The 16,427-nt window shown below is 64.2% G+C and carries 18 protein-coding genes; 11 read left to right on the forward strand and 7 right to left on the reverse strand.

Annotated elements, in window-relative coordinates; all coding sequences use genetic code 11:
• Positions 1-16 precede the first annotated feature (16 nt).
• From BN971_RS22370 to BN971_RS22385, 4 genes are all read right to left on the reverse strand, one after another.
• Complete coding sequence (locus tag BN971_RS22370; protein ID WP_085180579.1) at positions 17-814, reverse strand: slipin family protein; 798 nt, start codon at positions 812-814, stop codon at positions 17-19.
• On the reverse strand, positions 811-1,437 hold the full coding sequence (locus BN971_RS22375) for a hypothetical protein (RefSeq protein WP_085180578.1): 627 nt from the start codon (positions 1,435-1,437) through the stop codon (positions 811-813). Before BN971_RS22375 ends, BN971_RS22370 begins: the two co-directional genes overlap by 4 nt.
• Before the next feature lie 3 nt (positions 1,438-1,440).
• Entirely contained in the window at positions 1,441-3,768 is a 2,328-nt protein-coding gene (locus BN971_RS22380) for a nitric-oxide reductase large subunit (RefSeq protein WP_085180577.1), read from the reverse strand.
• Between the two features lie 305 nt (positions 3,769-4,073).
• Positions 4,074-4,523: a ferredoxin reductase domain-containing protein gene (locus tag BN971_RS22385; RefSeq protein ID WP_085180576.1), complete on the reverse strand. Its 450-nt coding sequence runs from the start codon at positions 4,521-4,523 to the stop codon at positions 4,074-4,076.
• A 301-nt stretch (positions 4,524-4,824) separates the two neighbouring features.
• Between BN971_RS22385 and BN971_RS22390 the strand changes: the two genes are divergently transcribed.
• Positions 4,825-5,316, forward strand: coding sequence for a hypothetical protein (locus BN971_RS22390; RefSeq protein WP_139027161.1), 492 nt, complete (start codon positions 4,825-4,827; stop codon positions 5,314-5,316).
• An 80-nt stretch (positions 5,317-5,396) separates the two neighbouring features.
• Here BN971_RS22390 and BN971_RS22395 read toward each other — a convergent pair whose 3' ends face one another.
• From BN971_RS22395 to BN971_RS22405, 3 genes are all read right to left on the reverse strand, one after another.
• Complete coding sequence (locus BN971_RS22395) at positions 5,397-5,774, reverse strand: type II toxin-antitoxin system death-on-curing family toxin (protein ID WP_085180574.1); 378 nt, start codon at positions 5,772-5,774, stop codon at positions 5,397-5,399.
• On the reverse strand, positions 5,771-5,977 hold the full coding sequence (locus BN971_RS22400; protein ID WP_085180573.1) for a CopG family transcriptional regulator: 207 nt from the start codon (positions 5,975-5,977) through the stop codon (positions 5,771-5,773). The genes BN971_RS22395 and BN971_RS22400 overlap by 4 nt, the downstream gene beginning before the upstream one ends.
• A 126-nt stretch (positions 5,978-6,103) precedes the next feature.
• Positions 6,104-6,511: a TOBE domain-containing protein gene (locus BN971_RS22405; protein ID WP_085180572.1), complete on the reverse strand. Its 408-nt coding sequence runs from the start codon at positions 6,509-6,511 to the stop codon at positions 6,104-6,106.
• 260 nt (positions 6,512-6,771) lie between these two features.
• Here BN971_RS22405 and BN971_RS22410 point away from each other — a divergent pair, with 260 nt between their 5' ends.
• The 10 genes from BN971_RS22410 to kdpB all read left to right on the forward strand — a co-directional run bounded on the left by BN971_RS22410 (position 6,772) and on the right by kdpB (position 16,425).
• Positions 6,772-7,026, forward strand: coding sequence for a PE domain-containing protein (locus BN971_RS22410; RefSeq protein WP_085180844.1), 255 nt, complete (start codon positions 6,772-6,774; stop codon positions 7,024-7,026).
• An 11-nt stretch (positions 7,027-7,037) separates the two neighbouring features.
• Positions 7,038-8,738 (forward strand): PPE family protein, encoded by a 1,701-nt coding sequence (locus BN971_RS22415; protein WP_090350594.1) that lies wholly within the window; start codon positions 7,038-7,040, stop codon positions 8,736-8,738.
• Between the two features lie 48 nt (positions 8,739-8,786).
• Positions 8,787-9,080, forward strand: a complete 294-nt coding sequence (locus tag BN971_RS22420) for a WXG100 family type VII secretion target (protein WP_085181878.1) — start codon at positions 8,787-8,789, stop codon at positions 9,078-9,080.
• Positions 9,081-9,096: 16 nt separating this feature from the next.
• Entirely contained in the window at positions 9,097-9,387 is a 291-nt protein-coding gene (locus tag BN971_RS22425) for a WXG100 family type VII secretion target (protein WP_085181879.1), read from the forward strand.
• A 21-nt stretch (positions 9,388-9,408) separates the two neighbouring features.
• Positions 9,409-10,440, forward strand: coding sequence for an LLM class flavin-dependent oxidoreductase (locus tag BN971_RS22430; protein ID WP_085181880.1), 1,032 nt, complete (start codon positions 9,409-9,411; stop codon positions 10,438-10,440).
• Entirely contained in the window at positions 10,437-10,580 is a 144-nt protein-coding gene (locus tag BN971_RS25215) for a hypothetical protein (protein ID WP_169718623.1), read from the forward strand. The genes BN971_RS22430 and BN971_RS25215 overlap by 4 nt, the downstream gene beginning before the upstream one ends.
• Positions 10,581-11,795: a cytochrome P450 gene (locus BN971_RS22435; protein ID WP_085181881.1), complete on the forward strand. Its 1,215-nt coding sequence runs from the start codon at positions 10,581-10,583 to the stop codon at positions 11,793-11,795.
• Positions 11,796-12,343: 548 nt separating this feature from the next.
• Positions 12,344-12,499 carry a hypothetical protein gene (locus BN971_RS25220; RefSeq protein WP_169718624.1) on the forward strand — a complete coding sequence of 52 codons (156 nt, stop codon included), beginning with the start codon at positions 12,344-12,346 and terminating at the stop codon, positions 12,497-12,499.
• A gap of 86 nt (positions 12,500-12,585) precedes the next feature.
• Complete coding sequence (kdpA, locus tag BN971_RS22440; RefSeq protein WP_085181882.1) at positions 12,586-14,334, forward strand: potassium-transporting ATPase subunit KdpA; 1,749 nt, start codon at positions 12,586-12,588, stop codon at positions 14,332-14,334.
• A 3-nt stretch (positions 14,335-14,337) separates the two neighbouring features.
• Positions 14,338-16,425, forward strand: coding sequence for a potassium-transporting ATPase subunit KdpB (gene kdpB, locus BN971_RS22445; protein ID WP_085181883.1), 2,088 nt, complete (start codon positions 14,338-14,340; stop codon positions 16,423-16,425).
• Positions 16,426-16,427 lie beyond the last annotated feature (2 nt).

Here is a 16,427-nt window from a genome sequence, read left to right on the forward strand (position 1 = left end):
ACCGATCTGAGTGCGCTTAGCGGCCGTCGTTCATCGCACTGGCGATGTCTCGCAACACTTCTGGGTGTCTCAGAAACGGGGTGATGATGTCGACCGGCAGCGGGAAGACCACTGTCGAGTTCTGGTCTGCGCCCAGCTCTAGAAGTGTTTGCAGATAGCGCAATTGAAGTGACGCCGGGTTTTTCGACAGGGTCTCGGCGGCTGCCCGCAGTTCCTCGGACGCTTGTAGTTCCCCGCGGGCGTTGATGACTTTGGCGCGGCGTTCCCGTTCGGCTTCGGCTTCGCGGGCCATCGCGCGCTGCATCGACTCGGGAATCTCGACGTCTTTGATCTCGACCACGCGCACCTGGATGCCCCATGGCTCGGTTTGCTTCTCGATGATCGTGCGCAGGTCGCTGTTGAGGTCTTCGCGGTGTGCCAGCAAGGTGTCCAGGTCAGCCCGCCCGAGCAGCGAACGCAGTGTCGTCTGAGCGATCTGGGAGGTCGCGATCGCATAGTTCTCCACCGCCAGAATCGCTTTAAGCGGATCCATCACCTGGAACATGACGACCGCGTTGACCCGGGCCGGCACGTTGTCGCGGGTGATCACCTCCTGCGGTGGAATGGTCAGCGTCACCAGCCGCTGGTCCACCCGAATCATCTTGTCCACCAGCGGAATCAGAAACTGCAGTCCGGGATGGTAGAGCGGGCGCACGTGGCCCATCCGGAACACCACTCCGCGTTCGTATTCGCGCAGCACGGCCAGCGATAGCAGCGCAAGCCCAGCCAGTATCACGATCCCGGCGGCGAGCAGGCCGATCACTAGTCCGGTCACGATGTTTTGTCCTCCCTGTCTTCCCAACCGCCCCAGCGGGTGGAATATCGGTCGATGGCAGCGGCCACCTGATCCTCCATTGCCGTGCGGTGCGGCAGGTGTTCGGGCGCGTTAGAAGGGGTGTTCCACAGGTGACGGGCCAGCGGCAGTCCCAGCAGCACGACGACCAGCACGGTGCCCACCAAGACCAACACCTCACTGACCGAATGGCTGGCGATCAATGTCGCCAGCGGTAGCACCACTCCGAATATGGCCACGCAGCAAGCGATCCCGCGGTGGAATCGCCCAGCGTCCGAATGCGGCCACGGGTCGATCTCGCGGCTGATCTCGCGGCCGTGATCCGATGTTGTGCACCGGGATTTGACGGGGCAGCTGTTGCATACTATCGGCTGCGCCCGGTACCGCATGACCCGGTGGCGCGGATCGAACGAGCTCGGCCACAGCCACTGGTCTTGGGGGCATACCCAGGCGTCGTGGTCAGGCCGATAGGCGAATTGACCCGTGCGCCATCGGGCCGCGCGCACTGACGCCCGCCGCGCCATCGCGTCAAAACTCCACCCGATAGCCACCAGAGCCAGTGAATACCCGGCAATCAGCCACACCGAGGTAGCCGGCTGAGCCACTGATCAATCCTTCACGGGCACGTTGGCACTGGTCTCCGACTCGGTGTAGAGCGGGTGATCGGGCATTTCCTGAACCGTCGAACCGGAGCGGAAGTTGCGCAACGCGGTCCAGGCTATCCAGACGAATGGCAGGACGCCACCGACAATCAGGATGATGTCACCGGGCATCCGCAGCCATTCGATCACCGCGTTGCCCGGCTTGGTGATATAGCCCAGCGACCGAGCCTCGAAGTAGCCGTCGTTGACCGAGTGGTAAAGCTGTAGCACGCCCAGCGGCAACAAGGTGACGAATACCATCCAGGCCAGCCCAATGTTCATGCACCAGAACGAGAGTCGGGCCCATTTCTCCGGCCATTTGTCGGCCGGGATCACGTAGCGGAACGCGAACATGGCCAGGCCGACGGCCAGCATACCGTAGACGCCCATCATCGCCCCGTGCGCGTGGTTGGCCGTCAGCGCGGTGCCGATCTGGTAGTAGGACACCACCGGCAGGTTGATCAGGAATCCAAAGATGCCTGCGCCCAGGAAGTTCCAGAATCCCACCGCAACGAGGAACATCACCGCCCAGCGATGCGGGAATGGTTTGGCGTCGCCCGACTGCTGGCGCGAACCCAGCTGCAGGAACGCCCACGCCTCAACCGTGAGGAAAGTCAACGGAATGACCTCGGCCGCCGAGAAGAACGCGCCCAGCGCCATGTGCTCGACCGGAGTGCCCGAGAAGTACAGGTGGTGCATGGTGCCGATGACGCCCCCCGCGGAATACAAGATCACATCAAGGAAGATCACGCCCAGCGCGATCCGTTCGCGCACCACACCCAACAGCACAAACATGTAGGCCACCATCACCGTGGTGAACAGTTCGAGGAAGTCCTCCACCCACAGGTGCACCACCCAGAACCGCCAGAATTCGGCGACGGTGTAATGGGTGCCGCTGCTGGCCAACAGCCCGACGGTGTAGAACGCCGGGATCGCCAGCCCGGAAAAGAAGAACAACCACGGCATGTTCATCTTCGACTCAACTTTCAGCCGGGCACGCATGCCCCGGTAGATGATCGCAATCCATACGAACAAGCCGACAATCAGCAGGATCTGAAACAACCGCGGCAGGTCCAGATACTCCCACTGCTGGGAGAACAGCCCACCCGGGGGGATCACCCCGTAAATGGACAGCGCCTCGCAAAGCAGCGAGCCGAACACCACCACCGCGACCGCGCCCAGCAACACGTACGCCAGCAAGCCCTGACGGCGCGGCTCGCGGCGGGCGATGAACGGCACCAGGAAAATACCGCCCGCCAGAAATGCCGCCGCGGTCCAAAACAGCGACAGCTGCACATGCCAGGTGCGGGCCAGGTTGTACGGCAGCACCCGGGCCAGATCCAGGCCGAAGAACGTCGACAAGTCAGCCCGGTAGTGCTCGGCGGCTGCGCCCAGCAGCGTCTGCGCCAAAAACAGCACCGACACGACCGCGAAGAACCAGATGGTGGCCCGCTGGGCCGGCGTCAGGCTCACCTCGCCGGGTTGACGGAACGACAGCGTGGAGCCCTCGGCGCCGTGCCAGCCCACCTTCTGGCTCCACCGCCCATAGACCGCAAACATGACTCCGATACCGCCCAGCAACGCGATGAGCGAGAGCGCCGACCACACGATCACCGGCGCGGTCGGACCGTTGTCGACCCGCGGCTCGGCCGGCCAGTTATTGGTATAGCTGTACTTGTGGCCCGGGCGCTCGGCCGCCGCAGCCCAGGCCGTCCACGCAAAAAACGCCGTCAGGTCGTGGACCTGCGCCTTGTCGGTGATCATCTTCGGCAGCAGCCCATACTTGGTCGAGTTCTCACCGAAGTAGGCCGCATAATGGCCTTGGATCTGGTCGAACGCCTGCGCCTGCCGGTCAGTGAACACCAGCGTCTTGGTGGCGGCGTTGTACCGGTTGGCCCGGAACTCGGCGACCACCCGCTCGCGCGGATCGGTCAAACCCTGGGTCCGCAATTGATTGGCGACGTCGTCGGTCGCCATCCGCAGGTATTCGGCGGTGTAGTCAGGTCCCAGATATGCGCCGTGGCCCAGCACCGACCCATACTCCATCAGCCCGCGGGCCTGGTAGAGCTCCTGGCCCCGGGTGATGTCATCGCCGGTGAACAGGAGCTGCCCCGATTCGCTGACGACCTTCTCCGGCATCGGCATCGACGCCGAGTAGGTGCGGTAGGCCAAGATGCCCATCACCAAAAAGCCGAAGATCATCACCAAGGCGACACCCTGAATCCAGCCTCTCCCAACTAACGGCTGCGACGATGACTGATCGGTACGTAATGACTGTGCCGGCTGTGCTGCCATGGCGACGACCTCTTTCGCGAGGGGTGATGTATCGGCAGGTATGCGGAATGCGACGAAGCCACAGTACTCGGCCTCGCATCTAATGAGAACCACCGGCGGCTCTTCGGAAGCCAATATCGCTGCGCACCATCAACTTCCGCCACAAACGCAAAGCTCCGCCAAGTGATACCTTTCGATGCGACCGCTTTGGGCGCAGCTACACTGTTCAACCGGACTGTGAGTGGAAACAGCGATGCCATCCAACTGGCTAAAATCGCTTTCAATTCAGGTATTTTCCGAGTGCCACGCGACGTTCATCGTGGTCTTTAGGCCGTGGTGAAAAAGCGTTCGGCATAAATCTGTTCGCGGGGCACACCGGCGGCGGTCAGCGCCGCGTAGGCTGCCTCGATCATGGGCGGGGGTCCGCACACATAGACATCCGGGCTCTCGTCGAGCATTTGCACTTCGGCCGCGGCGAGATCGACGGGATTGCCGGTGGCGCCTGGCCACCGGGGATCTGGGCGCCAGACCACGGTGTCGGCCCGAAAGCCCGGCATCGTGTCGGCGAGTTCCCGTAGTTCATCTTGGGCGAAAACTTCGGTGTCGTAGGTGAGACCGAAGAACAGACGTGTCGGCTGGGGATCGCCCCACTCAGCCATCCGGCGCAACATCGACAGCAACGGCGACAATCCGGTGCCGCCGGCGAGAAACCAGCGGGGCCGAAGGCCATTCTCGGCCAGCGTGAAGGATCCCTGCGGGCCAGAGACTGTCAGCACGTCGCCAATGCCTGCTTTCTCCGTGAGGTACTCCGATATCAGGCCGCCAGGCAGCAGCCGGATGTAGAACTCCCTCGCGGGGGACTGCGGTCAGTGGAACTTGCATCCATGAGCCTGGTGCCGTGGGCCGCGTGAGCGCGGAAATGGCCTTCGGGACGAACCGGACAGCGCAGAGCGGCTAGCACGCCGCCGGGGATGGCCCACGCGGGAGGAGTTGCCGGCGCTCATGGGCTCGAGCGGAATCACGGGGCTGCCCTAGCCACTTTCGGTGCTGTCGCATGCTTTCGGCAGGATGAACAAGATGAGCGGTGACGACAGTGTCGGCGCGGCGGACTTCCGTCGCGCGCTGGCACTCATCCAGCACGGTGAGCGCGGCGACGAAGCGGGCATGCGCGTCATCGTCGACGACGAAGTCATCCCGGCCGACCGGCTGCCACAGCTGATCCGCGCCACCATCTCGATCCTGTGGCAACTGGTAGCTCAGCTCTGCGAACCGGATGAACTCGCGGAGATCGGCGAAACGTTCACCTTGGCGTCTACCGACGAGGAGATCGGCCTCGACCGCGACAACCGGCTCGTGGCGCGGATGGCCATGGCACAACATTCGGGAGATCCCGGCGCGGAGCATGAGGTGCTGAGCGAAGCAGCCACGGCGCCCGACGGTCTGGTGCGCCTTGCGCTCACCGCCGCCGGTGTCGTCTCCGCAATGCTGCCAGTGTTACGCACCGCCGAGGGCCGGCAGTTGATTCAAAACTTGGCGATGCAAGCCCTGCACGAGGAAAACGGCGCTTAGGCCTGCAGGTCCCCTCCGCCCATCCAGGCGAGACGAAAATGGAACGGACGGCCCGTGGCCTTCCGTCCGGCAGCTCAGCCTTACTGGTAGCTCCACCCGCGCAGTTGTCCCGCAATCTCGTCGAGATCGGACATTGCACCGGTTGCTACGCCGATCACAAAGTCGAAGCGCTCGTCCTCCGGCGCACGAATCCACTGAGCGTTGATGGCCAGGAAAGTCAGGCAGGCTGTCCACGCAAGTCGCTTGTTGCCGTCCACCAGCGCGTGATTCCGTGCGAGCGAATGCAGCAGCGCGGCGGCTTTCAGGTGGAGATCTGGGTAGGCATCCTGGCCGAACACCGAGGCGCGAGGCCGCGCCAGAGCCGATTCAAGCAAGCCGTAATCCCCGACCCCGACATGCCTTCCAACGGCCTTTCGGGCAATTTCCAGCAGATCTTCAAGATCCAGGTAGTCGGTCACGCGTCCTTAAGGCGCTCCAAAACCCCGGCCTCCTCGCGCACCACCCGCTGCAGCGCCACGGCGACTTTGGCCTTGTGCGCCCGCCGGGCTATGTACTCGTCGATGGCCGATAGCGCAACAGCTTGCATCGATCGGCCTTCGGCGGCGGCCTGCCGGCGCAGCGCTTCCGCCTGCTCCTTACTGGGGCGCAGAGTCATTCCCATGACCGAATGATACCTGATTGATACCACTGCGCCCGTCAACCGCCAGACCATACGGGTCCCGGGACATGAAATACGTTGTTGGACAGCAACAATAACGGGTCGGCAGTCTGCTCCTGATTGCCCGTGTCAGGTACTTGCGCCGCGTGTTTCGACCACCACGGTCGTCGCCTTGATGACGGCCACAGCAATAGTGCCAGGCTCCAGCTTCAACTCGCGTGCAGCTTCGGTGCTCATCAATGACACCACAGTCATTGGCCCACACTGCATATCAACCTGGGTCATCACTTTGTCGCTGGTGACTTTGGTGACCAAGCCGACGAAGCGGTTGCGCGCGGAGCTGGCGACACCCAGGGGATTTGGCGGCAGCGGGCGCGCGTTGGTGCGCCAGAACTCGGCCAGCTCATCACCGGCAACCACTTTACGGCCCGATTGGTCGAGACTGACGGACAAACTGCCGCGGTCGATCCATCGCCGGACGGTGTCATCGCTGACACCCAGCAATTGGGCCGCCTCACTGATCCGGATCGTCGGCACGCCCGAATCGTAACAGCGCAGAAGTGGCACTAACAGGCGAACGGGACCGCAAATACGGGGCTATCGCTGCAGCAATGTCGCATCTGCGGTTGACGCGGTGACATACACTACCGCCAGGCGGTCTTCGCGGCCGCCGCTGCCCGCGTTGAACCAACCAGCTCGGCCAGGTCCTGCCGACTCAGTCGGCGCGAGGGTGCACACGCAACCAGCCCAGCATGGATTGGGCCGGCGCGAGGGCATTCAGCACAAGGGGGATGGTCATGGTCCTGCGAGTGATTCCCGAAGGTTTGGCCGCCGCCGGTGCGGCGGTCGAAGCGTTGACCGCCCGGCTGGCGGCTGCTCAGGCCGCGGCCGCCCCGTTGATCACGGTGGTGGTGGCGCCCGCCGGTGACGAGCACGCCACGGTCGCCGCCCAAGGTGTGCACGAGTTGGGCCGGTCCGGGATCGGAGTCAGTCAGTCCGGCATGAGCTATGCCACCGGCGATGCCGGGGCAGCCTCGTCATACCTGAGCTGAGGCGCCTGACGATGACGGCGCCGGTCTGGATGGCGTTTCCCCCAGAGGTGCATTCGGCACTGTTGAGCAGCGGCCCGGGGCCCGGCCCGTTACTGGCGTCGGCGAAGGCGTGGGGCGCGCTGAGCACCGAGTACGCGGAGGTGGCTGAAGAGCTCAGTGCATTGGTGGCGGGCGTGGGGGCTGGGGCGTGGCAGGGACCCAGCGCGGAGTCGTACATTGCCGCCAACATGCCGTACGTGGCCTGGTTGCTACAGGCCACCGCCGATAGCACGGCGATGGCCGCCCAACACGAGGCCGCGGCGACTGCTTACACAACAGCACTGGCCGCGATGCCGACATTGCACGAATTGGCCCTCAATCATGCTATTCACGCGATCCTGGCGGCGACGAATTTCTTCGGCATCAACACCATTCCCATCGCGCTGAACGAAGCGGACTATGCGCGGATGTGGGTTCAGGCCGCCACCACGATGACTGCATATCAGGCGATGTCGACGGCTGCCGTGGCCGGGGCTCCGCAGACCACGCCGGCGCCGCAAATAGTCAAAGCCGAGGCGAACGCCGCGGCGGCAAAAGGCGCGGCCACCGGCCCCCCGCCGCCCTTACCACAGTGGTTGAGCCAACTCCTGAACTACCTGGGATATACGCCACCGACAAAGGTCCCGCTACCGGTAAACCCAAACCAGTACCTACCGTCGTACGGCGACTTTTGGACGAGTATCCAGAACAGCATCACGATTGGCAACGGTGAATACACCATCTACCCGGGCGAGACGCTGGGCCAGGAAGTAGGCCAACAACTCTTCTACTTCTACTACACAACCACCACGCTTCTGCCGAACGAATTGTCTGCCATCGGTCATGGGAATCTCTCTCAGATATTCTCCCTCAACACGGTAGCGGCTCTATTTTCATACGTCATTATGCGAATCGATAATATCGGCGCCGTTATCAACTACCTGGCTCTCAATCCCGTGTATCTGACGCCCGTAATCCCCTTGGCCGCCGCGCCACTGCCGGCGGCGGGCGCATTTGGGAGCTTTGCGGGGCTGGCCAACCTGGCTCAGCAGGCGGTGGCTGTAGCGGCCCCGGCCCCGGCCCCGCTCGCACCCGCACCCCCGCCCGGCATCGCAATCACTCCGGCCCCGACACCGGCCACCGTTCCGCCCTCGGCTCCAGCGACCGCTCCGACGCCCGTCGCAGCCCCCGCGGCGCCCGCACCCCCGGCGCCCGGCGCCCCGCCACCGGCCCCCGCGGGCCCGGGCGGGTTTCCCTACTTGGTAGGTGACATTTGGATGAGTGCCCCGGCCGGCGCTCGAGCCAAAACGGATGAGCCGCTACACCGTGGCGGCACGAAAGCCCCGGCAATCGCTGCGGGTGCGGTCGCACCGCAACCCGCACCGATGCGTCGACGCCGCCGAACCAAGGTCACACAGCTTGGCCGCCGTTATGAATACATGGACCTCGATCAGCAGCTGGACTCAGCTCCCGAGACTGCGCCGAGCGCCCACCGGCAACCCGCAGCGACGGCGGCCTCCGATCAGGGCTCGGGACCGCTGGGTTTTGCCGGCACCGCAACCAAGGCCGGCGCCGACCAGCCGGCGGGGTTGTCCACGCTGGCCGACGACACCTTCGGCGGCGGCCCGAGGATGCCGATGATGCCGGGCTGTTGGCGTCCCGACACACCGGAGTGGGAGGGGGGACCCAGCTGAGTGTGCTTGGTGGAACCGAAATCGATCGGCTCAGAAAGGATTACAGCGATGAGTTTGTTGGATGCCCATCTTCCGCAGTTGGTGGCCTCACAGTCGGCGTTTGCCGCCCAGGCCGGGTTGATGCGCTCGACGATTAGTCAAGCCGAGCAGGAAGCGCTCTCGGCGCAAGCGTTCCATGCAGGGGAATCCGCGGCGGCGTTTCAGGCCGCTCACGCGCGGTTCGTAGCGGCCGCAGCGAAAATCAACGCCTTGCTGGATATGGCTCAGGCGAACTTAGGTGATGGCGCGGGGACGTATGTGGCCGCCGACGCGGCCGCGGCCAGCAGCTACCCCGGCTTCTGAAAGGAAAGGCTTCACGATGTCACAGATCATGTACAACTACCCGGCGATGCTGGCCCACGCCGCCGACATGGCCAGCTATGCGGGCACGCTGCAGAGTTTGGGCGCCGATATCGCCACCGAGCAGGCCGCACTTCAGGCGGGTTGGCAGGGTGACACCGGGATGAGCTACCAAGCCTGGCAGGCCCAGTGGAATCAGGCCATGGAGCAGCTGGTGCTGGCCTACCGGGCGATGGCCGGCACCCATGAAAACAACACCACCTCGATGCTGGCCCGCGACCAAGCCGAAGGCGCCAAATGGGGCGCCTGACCCCCTAGCGGCCGCGGTCTGATGCAGATGCGGTTCGGGCTGTCGGGGACCCTGGGCGGGTTGGAGGCGCACGGTGCCGACGCGGTTCTCGCACGGGCGCGTCGCGCCGAGCGGCTCGGGTTCGAGTGCCTGTGGTTCAACGAGGAGCACTTCGCCCAACCGGATCGCCAACGGGATCGGCGGGTGCTATCGCCGATCGTGCTGGCCACCGCCGTGGCCGCCGCGACAACCACCCTGCGGGTTGGATTTTCGGTGCTACTGCTACCGCTGCATCACCCGCTGCGGCTGGCCGAGGAGATCGCCACGCTCGATGTGCTGTCCGAGGGGCGGGTGAATTTCGGTGTGTCGCGGGCGAATAACCAGCGCTACCGCATTGCATTCGGCCACGACGAAAGCCGCGACCCGGGACTCCAGCAGTGCCTGGAGCAGATCCTCGGGTACTGGTCGGGGAAGCCGATCTTCGTCGACGGCACCTCCTACGCGGTGTCGCCGACACCGTGGCAACAGCCACATCCGCCAATCTATGTCGGCGCTTATCGTGAGCAGACGCTGATCTGGGCCGCCGGATGCGGCTACCCGATCATCGCGCACGGCATCCAGTCACCCACCTCGTTACACCGCTGCCTGACCAGCTACGCCGACCACGGCGGTGACGTCACCGCGGTGCCGGTCGGACGGTTCTGCTACGTGGGTGAATCCGATCGCCAGGCCCGCAAGGAGGTCTGGTCCGTCGCGGTCCAGCAGGCCCAGCGGCTGAAAGACATCGGTCTAGCGCGCAGAGACGACCTCATCACCACCGAGGACGACCTCGAGCCCGAGCGCTTCTATCACCAGACCGCCATCATCGGCGGACCCGAAACGGTCGCCGCCCGCATCGACGAGCTTCGCGAGCGCTACGGGGTGCGAAGCATCAACCTCCTGACATCGTTCTTCGGCATCCTGCCCGCCGAACTGCTGGACGGATCGCTTGACCTGTTCGCGACCGAAGTGATGCCCCGCCTCAACCCCGACTTCGTCGCCGCGCCAAACACTGACAAGCATGTGACATCATGAGATACGTCGAAAACCCTCTGCCGCATCCGATCTCGGCGACTCGGCTGGAGTTGCTGGCGCCCAGACGGATCGTCATCCGCAACGACCGCGTCCGGTTTGACCGCGTGCGCGCCCCTCGCAGTCAGGGCCGGGACAGCTGAATGCCCGCAACCTTCCAAATGCCCACTGCGCAAAGCTGGTCCAACCCGTGGCCGATGTATCGCGCGCTGCGCGACCATGACCCGGTGCACCATGTCGTGCACCCGGACAGACCCGGCGAGGACTCTGCCTGCTACGTGCTGTCCCGACATGCCGATATCTGGTCGGCCGCGTGCGACCCTGAGACCTTCTCCTCGGGTCTGGCGCCAGCCGTTAACTACGGTGAGCTGAAACTTCCTGGATTCCAGGATAATCCACCGACGGCCGGGCAGGAACCGCAGGCGTACCGCGAGTTCCGCAAGCTGGTTTCACGCGGCTTTACCCCCGGGCAAGTGGAGACGTCGGAGCCCAAGGTGCGCGAGTTTGTCGTGGAGCGCATAGAGAGGCTGCGCGCCAACGGCGGCGGCGATATCGTCGCGGAGCTGTTCAAGCCGCTGCCTTCGATGGTCGTCGCAGATTTCCTGGGCGTCCCGGAGGAGGACCGGTCCTACTTCTACGACTGGACCGAACCCATCATCGCCGCCAACCTGGCCGAAAGTTCCGAAGGCTTGAACACCGCCGCCGGGGCGTTTACGGCGATGATGGGCTACTCCACCGAGCTGATCAAGCTGCGCCGCCTCGTACCCGGGGACGACGTGATCTCAAAGCTGATCGCGGAGGGAATGGGCAGCGACGCCGATATCGCCGGCATGCTGTCGCTGCTCGCGTTTGTGTTCGCCTTGGTGGCCAGCGGCATCGACACCACCGTCGGCATGCTCGCAGGATCGACCCAGCTGCTGCACCAGCGACCCGACCAGCGCAAACTGTTGGTCGAAAACCCCGGGCTGATACCGAATTCCATCGACGAGCTGCTGCGGCTCACCTCCCCGGTGCAGCTCAAGGGCCGCATCGTCACCCGCGGTGTCACCATCGGTGGGACCACGGTGCCGGAAGGTAGCCAAGTCCTGTTGCTCTACGGCTCGGCCAACCGCGACGAGCGCCAGTACGGACCAGATGCCGGCGAGTTGAACGTGCATCGGCAGCCCCGCAACATCCTGACCTTCAGCCACGGCGCCAACCGTTGCCTGGGTGCCGCCGTGGCCCGGATGCAGTCGCGGGTTACGCTGACCGAAATACTGGCGCGCTGCCCGGATTTCGCGGTCGACGAGTCCGGCATCGTCTGGGCCAACAGTAGTCATGTGCGTAGGCCACTGTCGGTCCCGTTCCGAGTGAGTTGAGCCGTTCGCCTCGAGCACGCCCGAGGATGCATCGCGGCGGGCAGGAGTTGGCGCAGCGACCTGTCGTCAAGCGGCTCAGCCTCCCCTGCAGAACATCAAGATCCCACCTGGTGGAGCTAAGGGGACTCGAACCCCTGACCCCCACACTGCCAGGAACGGGCAGACGCAGTAATTGCTGATTCTCGACCACAAACGACGAATAAAAGGCGAGCTGCGTCGCACCGCCGGCTATGTTTAGCGGCCGCTGAAGCAATTACCGTTGAAAGAGTCCGAATCTCAGCCAACGATCGGCCGAACCCACACAAAGGCGTCTCTGCGTGTCGTCACATGTCGCAGAGTGGGCACAAATCAACTCGGGAAGCGGTCATTCCGAGACTGGTCGCGGCGACAACGACTCTGGGCCATATCCGCCCATCGCGCAAAAGTCGCCTTTGCGTGAGGGGCTGCGCAGTGCGGGCCGTATGGATACCGTATATCCGGCAGTTGCATCGGGCGGAGTCGTCGTACCGTCATCCCAACCACTTGTTCGCAGTTGTCGGAGGTCGGCCATGCTGGACCTGTCATTCGTTGCGGTGCTGGTCGGGCTGGCCGCGCTTGCCGTCGGATTCGCCGCCGCATGTGATCGGTTGTTGGGGCCTGACGAGCCGGTGCTGGCTGAGGCGGGCCGTGACGGCGCACCGCGGACCGAGCTCGAGTCGGCATGACGTTTGACGATGTGATGGGAATCGTCGTCGCGGTCTTGCTGGGTGCTTACCTGATCTACGGGCTGGTCCGGCGGGGGAACGTGTAGATGGCTGCGGCGAGTTGGGCACAGATCGCGGCGGTGTTCGCGCTGCTGGTCATCAGCACCCCGATTTTGGGCGGTTACCTCGCCAAGGTGTACCGCAATGAGAAGGCGCCTGGCGATCGGGTGTTTCTTCCGGTGGAGCGACTGGTCTACCGGCTGCTGCGGATCGACCCAGATGGTGAGCAACGCTGGATCGCTTACGTTGGCTCGGTGGTGGCGCTGACCCTCGTCGGCGTGCTGCTGAATTACCTTGTCTTTCGCGTACAACACCTGCTGCCGGGCAACCCCGATCACCTCCGCGGAGTGAGTCCGCCACTCGCGTTCAACACTGCGGTCAGCTTCGTGACCAACACTGACTGGCAGAACTACACCGGTGAGTCCACGCTGAGCCAGTTCAGTCAAATGTTCGCACTGGTGGTGCACCAATTCTTGTCCGCAGCCACCGGGATGGCGCTCGCAGCAGCGTTCATCCGCGGCGTGATCCGCACCCGGACAACGACATTGGGAAACTTCTGGGTCGACATGGTGCGGTCTTTGGTGCGGGTCTTGGTGCCGTTGAGTTTCGTGTTCGCCATCGTGCTGCTCGCCGGCGGCGTGATCGACAATTTCCACTCGACGCAGGTTGTGCCGACTATCTCATCGATGGGGACACCCGCCACCGGTGCACCGGTCCAGCAAAGCATCCCTGGTGGTCCGGTGGCGAGCATGGTGTCGATCGAAATGATCGGCGACAACGGCGGAGGCTATTTCGGCGCCAATATGGCACACCCGTTCGAGAACCCGAACCCGATCGTCAACGTGCTCACCATCTGGCTGGCCGCGGCAATTCCGTTCGCCTTTCCTTGGGCTTACGGTCGGCTCGTTGGATCCATGCGGCAAGCGACGGTGGTGATCGTGGCCATGGTCACCCTTTATGCGCTGTCGGTGGTGGCGGTGTCCGCTTTGGAGGCTCACGGCAACTCCCATCTCGCGCAGTTCGGCGTCGCCCAGGCCGCCACGGCTGCCAATCCCGGCGGGAACCTGGAGGGCAAGGATCTGCGGCTCGGGGCGACCGGCTCGGCGCTGAGCGCCGTCACCATGACCGGCACCTCTACCGGCGGGGTGAACTCCGCTGTGGAGAGTTACACGCCGTTGGGCGGCGGCATCCCGCTGTCGGACATGATGCTCGGGGAGGTCATTCCCGGCGGCACTGGCACCGGTCTGTACGGGATGTTGATCTTTGTGCTGATCACCGCGTTCATCGCCGGGCTGATGGTTGGACGAACGCCGATGTACCTGGGTAAACGCTTGCTGGCCGGAGATATGACCCTGGCGGCGATCTACATCCTGGTGCTACCGGTCACCGTGTTGAGCTTCGCCGGGATCTCGCTGCTGCTGCCGTCCGCCGCCCACCAGATCTCGACGACCGGGCCGCACGCGGTGACCGAGGCCGTTTATGCGTTCACCTCTGCCGCGCACAACAACGGGTCGGCATTTGCCGGGCTGGCCGGCAACACCCTGTGGTACAACTCGACGCTGGGACTGGCCATGTGGGTCGGGCGGTTTTTCGAGATCATCCCTGCGCTGGCACTGGCGGGCTCACTGGCACGCAAACGCACGTACACGGTGACCGCCGGAACGTTGCGTACCGACACACCGCTGTTCACCGCGCTGCTCGCCGCGATCGTCGTGATTTTGGTGGGTCTCACCTATTTCCCGGTGCTGGCCCTCGGACCGCTGGCCGAACACTTCTCTGGGCACTTCGGAGTCTGAGCGATGACGACGCAGACGACTGTCCCACCCGGTCGGCACCTGGGCCGCGAAACGCGCCAGCTGCGCGAGTTGTCGATCCTCGATCCCCGGATCGTGCGCAGGGCCGTCGTCGATGCGCTGCTCAAACTCGATCCACGCTTGATGGTGCACAAGCCGGTGATGTTCGTGGTCTATGTCGGCAGCATCTGGACCACGGTGCTGTTTGTGCGCGACGCACCCAGATCCAGTGCGGCAGACAACCTATTCACCGGTCTGGTGGTGCTGTTCTTGTGGTTTACGGTGCTGTTCGGCAACTTTGCCGACGCGATGGCCGAGGGCCGCGGCAAGGCCCACGCCGACGCGTTGCGCCGCGCCCGGCAGGACACCGTCGCCTACGTTCTGCAGCCCGACGGCACCACAAAGGACACGCCCTCCACGGAGCTGAAAGTCGGCGACCGCTGTGTCGTCGAGGCTGGACAGGCGATCCCCGGCGACGGTGAGGTAGTCGAGGGGATGGCGATGGTCGACGAATCGGCCATCACCGGTGAGTCGGCCCCCGTGGTGCGGGAATCGGGGGGTGATCTCTCAGCGGTCACCGGCGGCACCGTGGTGCTCTCCGACCGCATCGTCGTATCCATCACCTCCCCGCCCGGGCAAACCTTTCTGGATCGCATGATCGGACTGGTGGAGGGCGCCAACCGGCAACGAACGCAAAACGAGCTCGCCCTGACCGTGGTGCTGATCAGCCTGACGTTCATCTTTCTGGTCGCTGTCAGCACATTCCAGTTGGTCGCGATCTTCTCAGGGGTCAAGCAGCCGATCGTGTTGCTGGTCGCCCTACTGGTGCTGCTGTCACCGACCACCATCGGAGCATTGATTTCAGCGATCGGCATCGCCGGCATGGATCGCATGATCCGCCACAACGTGCTGGCCATGTCGGGGCGGGCAGTGGAAGCCGCCGGCGATGTGACCACGCTGTTGCTGGACAAAACCGGCACCATCACCTTCGGCAACCGCATGGCCACCGAGTTCGTCCCCGTCGGCGCCACCGATGAACACGCCTTGGCCGACGCGGCGCACCTGTCGTCGCTGGCCGACGAAACCCCCGAGGGTCGCTCGATCGTGGAGTTCGCCCAGCACCACGATGGCTGCCAACCGCGCGACATCGCCGGTGCGAAGCTGGTCAACTTCAGCGCCAAGACGAAGATGTCCGGCATCGACTTGCCGAACCGCAAAATCCGCAAAGGCGCCGTGGCAGCGGTCAGCGACTGGGTACAGGCCAACGGCGGCACCGTGCCACCAGATACGGATGGGATCGTGGCGCGCATCGCCACCAGCGGCGGCACCCCGCTGGCTGTTGCCGACGAGAACACCTTGCTCGGGATCATCCACCTCAAAGACACTGTCAAGCCAGGCATTTCGCAGCGCCTCGGCGCCATGCGGCCGTTTGGGATCCGCACCGTGATGGTTACCGGCGACAATCCGGCCACTGCCGCGGCCATCGCCGCCGAAGCCGGTGTCGACGAATTCATCGCCGAGGCAACCCCGGAAGACAAAATGGACCGGATTCGCGCCGAACAGGCCGGCGGCGACCTCGTCGCGATGACCGGTGACGGCACCAACGATGCGCCAGCCCTGGCCCTGGCCGACGTCGGGGTGGCCATGAACAGCGGCACGCAAGCTGCCAAGGAGGCCGGCAATCTGGTTGATCTGGACAGCGACCCGACCAAGCTCATGGAGATCGTCCAGGTCGGAAAGCAACTGCTGATCACCCGCGGTTCACTGACAACGTTCTCGGTGTGCAACGACGTCGCCAAATACTTTGTCGCGATCCCGGCGATGGTGCATGCCGTCTTTCCGGAGCTGGGCGCGATCGACATCCTCAACCTGCACAACCCGCACACCGCGATCCTCTCCGCGGTGATCTTCAACGCGATCATCATCGTGCTGATGATCCCGCTGGCACTGCGCGGTGTTCGCGTCAAGGCGATGGGCGCCACCGCGATGCTGCGCCGAAATGTACTGATCTACGGTGTCGGCGGCCTGATAACCCCGTTCGTGCTCATCAAGCTGATCGACATCGCCATCGTCGCGCCGATAGGCATCCACTGATG

The organism is Mycobacterium bohemicum DSM 44277 (assembly GCF_001053185.1).
GTDB classification, from domain to species: domain Bacteria; phylum Actinomycetota; class Actinomycetes; order Mycobacteriales; family Mycobacteriaceae; genus Mycobacterium; species Mycobacterium bohemicum.

Bases quoted from the DNA above. Each gene is read 5' to 3' on its own strand.
- BN971_RS22430 (WP_085181880.1), top strand. From the start codon at position 9,409: ATGCAGATGCGGTTCGGGCTGTCGGGGACCCTGGGCGGGTTGGAGGCG.
- BN971_RS22410 (WP_085180844.1), top strand. From the start codon at position 6,772: ATGGTCCTGCGAGTGATTCCCGAAGGTTTGGCCGCCGCCGGTGCGGCG.
- kdpB (WP_085181883.1), top strand. From the start codon at position 14,338: ATGACGACGCAGACGACTGTCCCACCCGGTCGGCACCTGGGCCGCGAA.
- kdpA (WP_085181882.1), top strand. From the start codon at position 12,586: ATGGCTGCGGCGAGTTGGGCACAGATCGCGGCGGTGTTCGCGCTGCTG.
- BN971_RS22400 (WP_085180573.1), bottom strand. From the start codon at position 5,977: ATGGGAATGACTCTGCGCCCCAGTAAGGAGCAGGCGGAAGCGCTGCGC.
- BN971_RS22420 (WP_085181878.1), top strand. From the start codon at position 8,787: ATGAGTTTGTTGGATGCCCATCTTCCGCAGTTGGTGGCCTCACAGTCG.
- BN971_RS22380 (WP_085180577.1), bottom strand. From the start codon at position 3,768: ATGGCAGCACAGCCGGCACAGTCATTACGTACCGATCAGTCATCGTCG.
- BN971_RS22435 (WP_085181881.1), top strand. From the start codon at position 10,581: ATGCCCGCAACCTTCCAAATGCCCACTGCGCAAAGCTGGTCCAACCCG.
- BN971_RS22390 (WP_139027161.1), top strand. From the start codon at position 4,825: ATGAGCGGTGACGACAGTGTCGGCGCGGCGGACTTCCGTCGCGCGCTG.
- BN971_RS22425 (WP_085181879.1), top strand. From the start codon at position 9,097: ATGTCACAGATCATGTACAACTACCCGGCGATGCTGGCCCACGCCGCC.
- BN971_RS22415 (WP_090350594.1), top strand. From the start codon at position 7,038: ATGACGGCGCCGGTCTGGATGGCGTTTCCCCCAGAGGTGCATTCGGCA.
- BN971_RS25215 (WP_169718623.1), top strand. From the start codon at position 10,437: ATGAGATACGTCGAAAACCCTCTGCCGCATCCGATCTCGGCGACTCGG.
- BN971_RS25220 (WP_169718624.1), top strand. From the start codon at position 12,344: ATGCTGGACCTGTCATTCGTTGCGGTGCTGGTCGGGCTGGCCGCGCTT.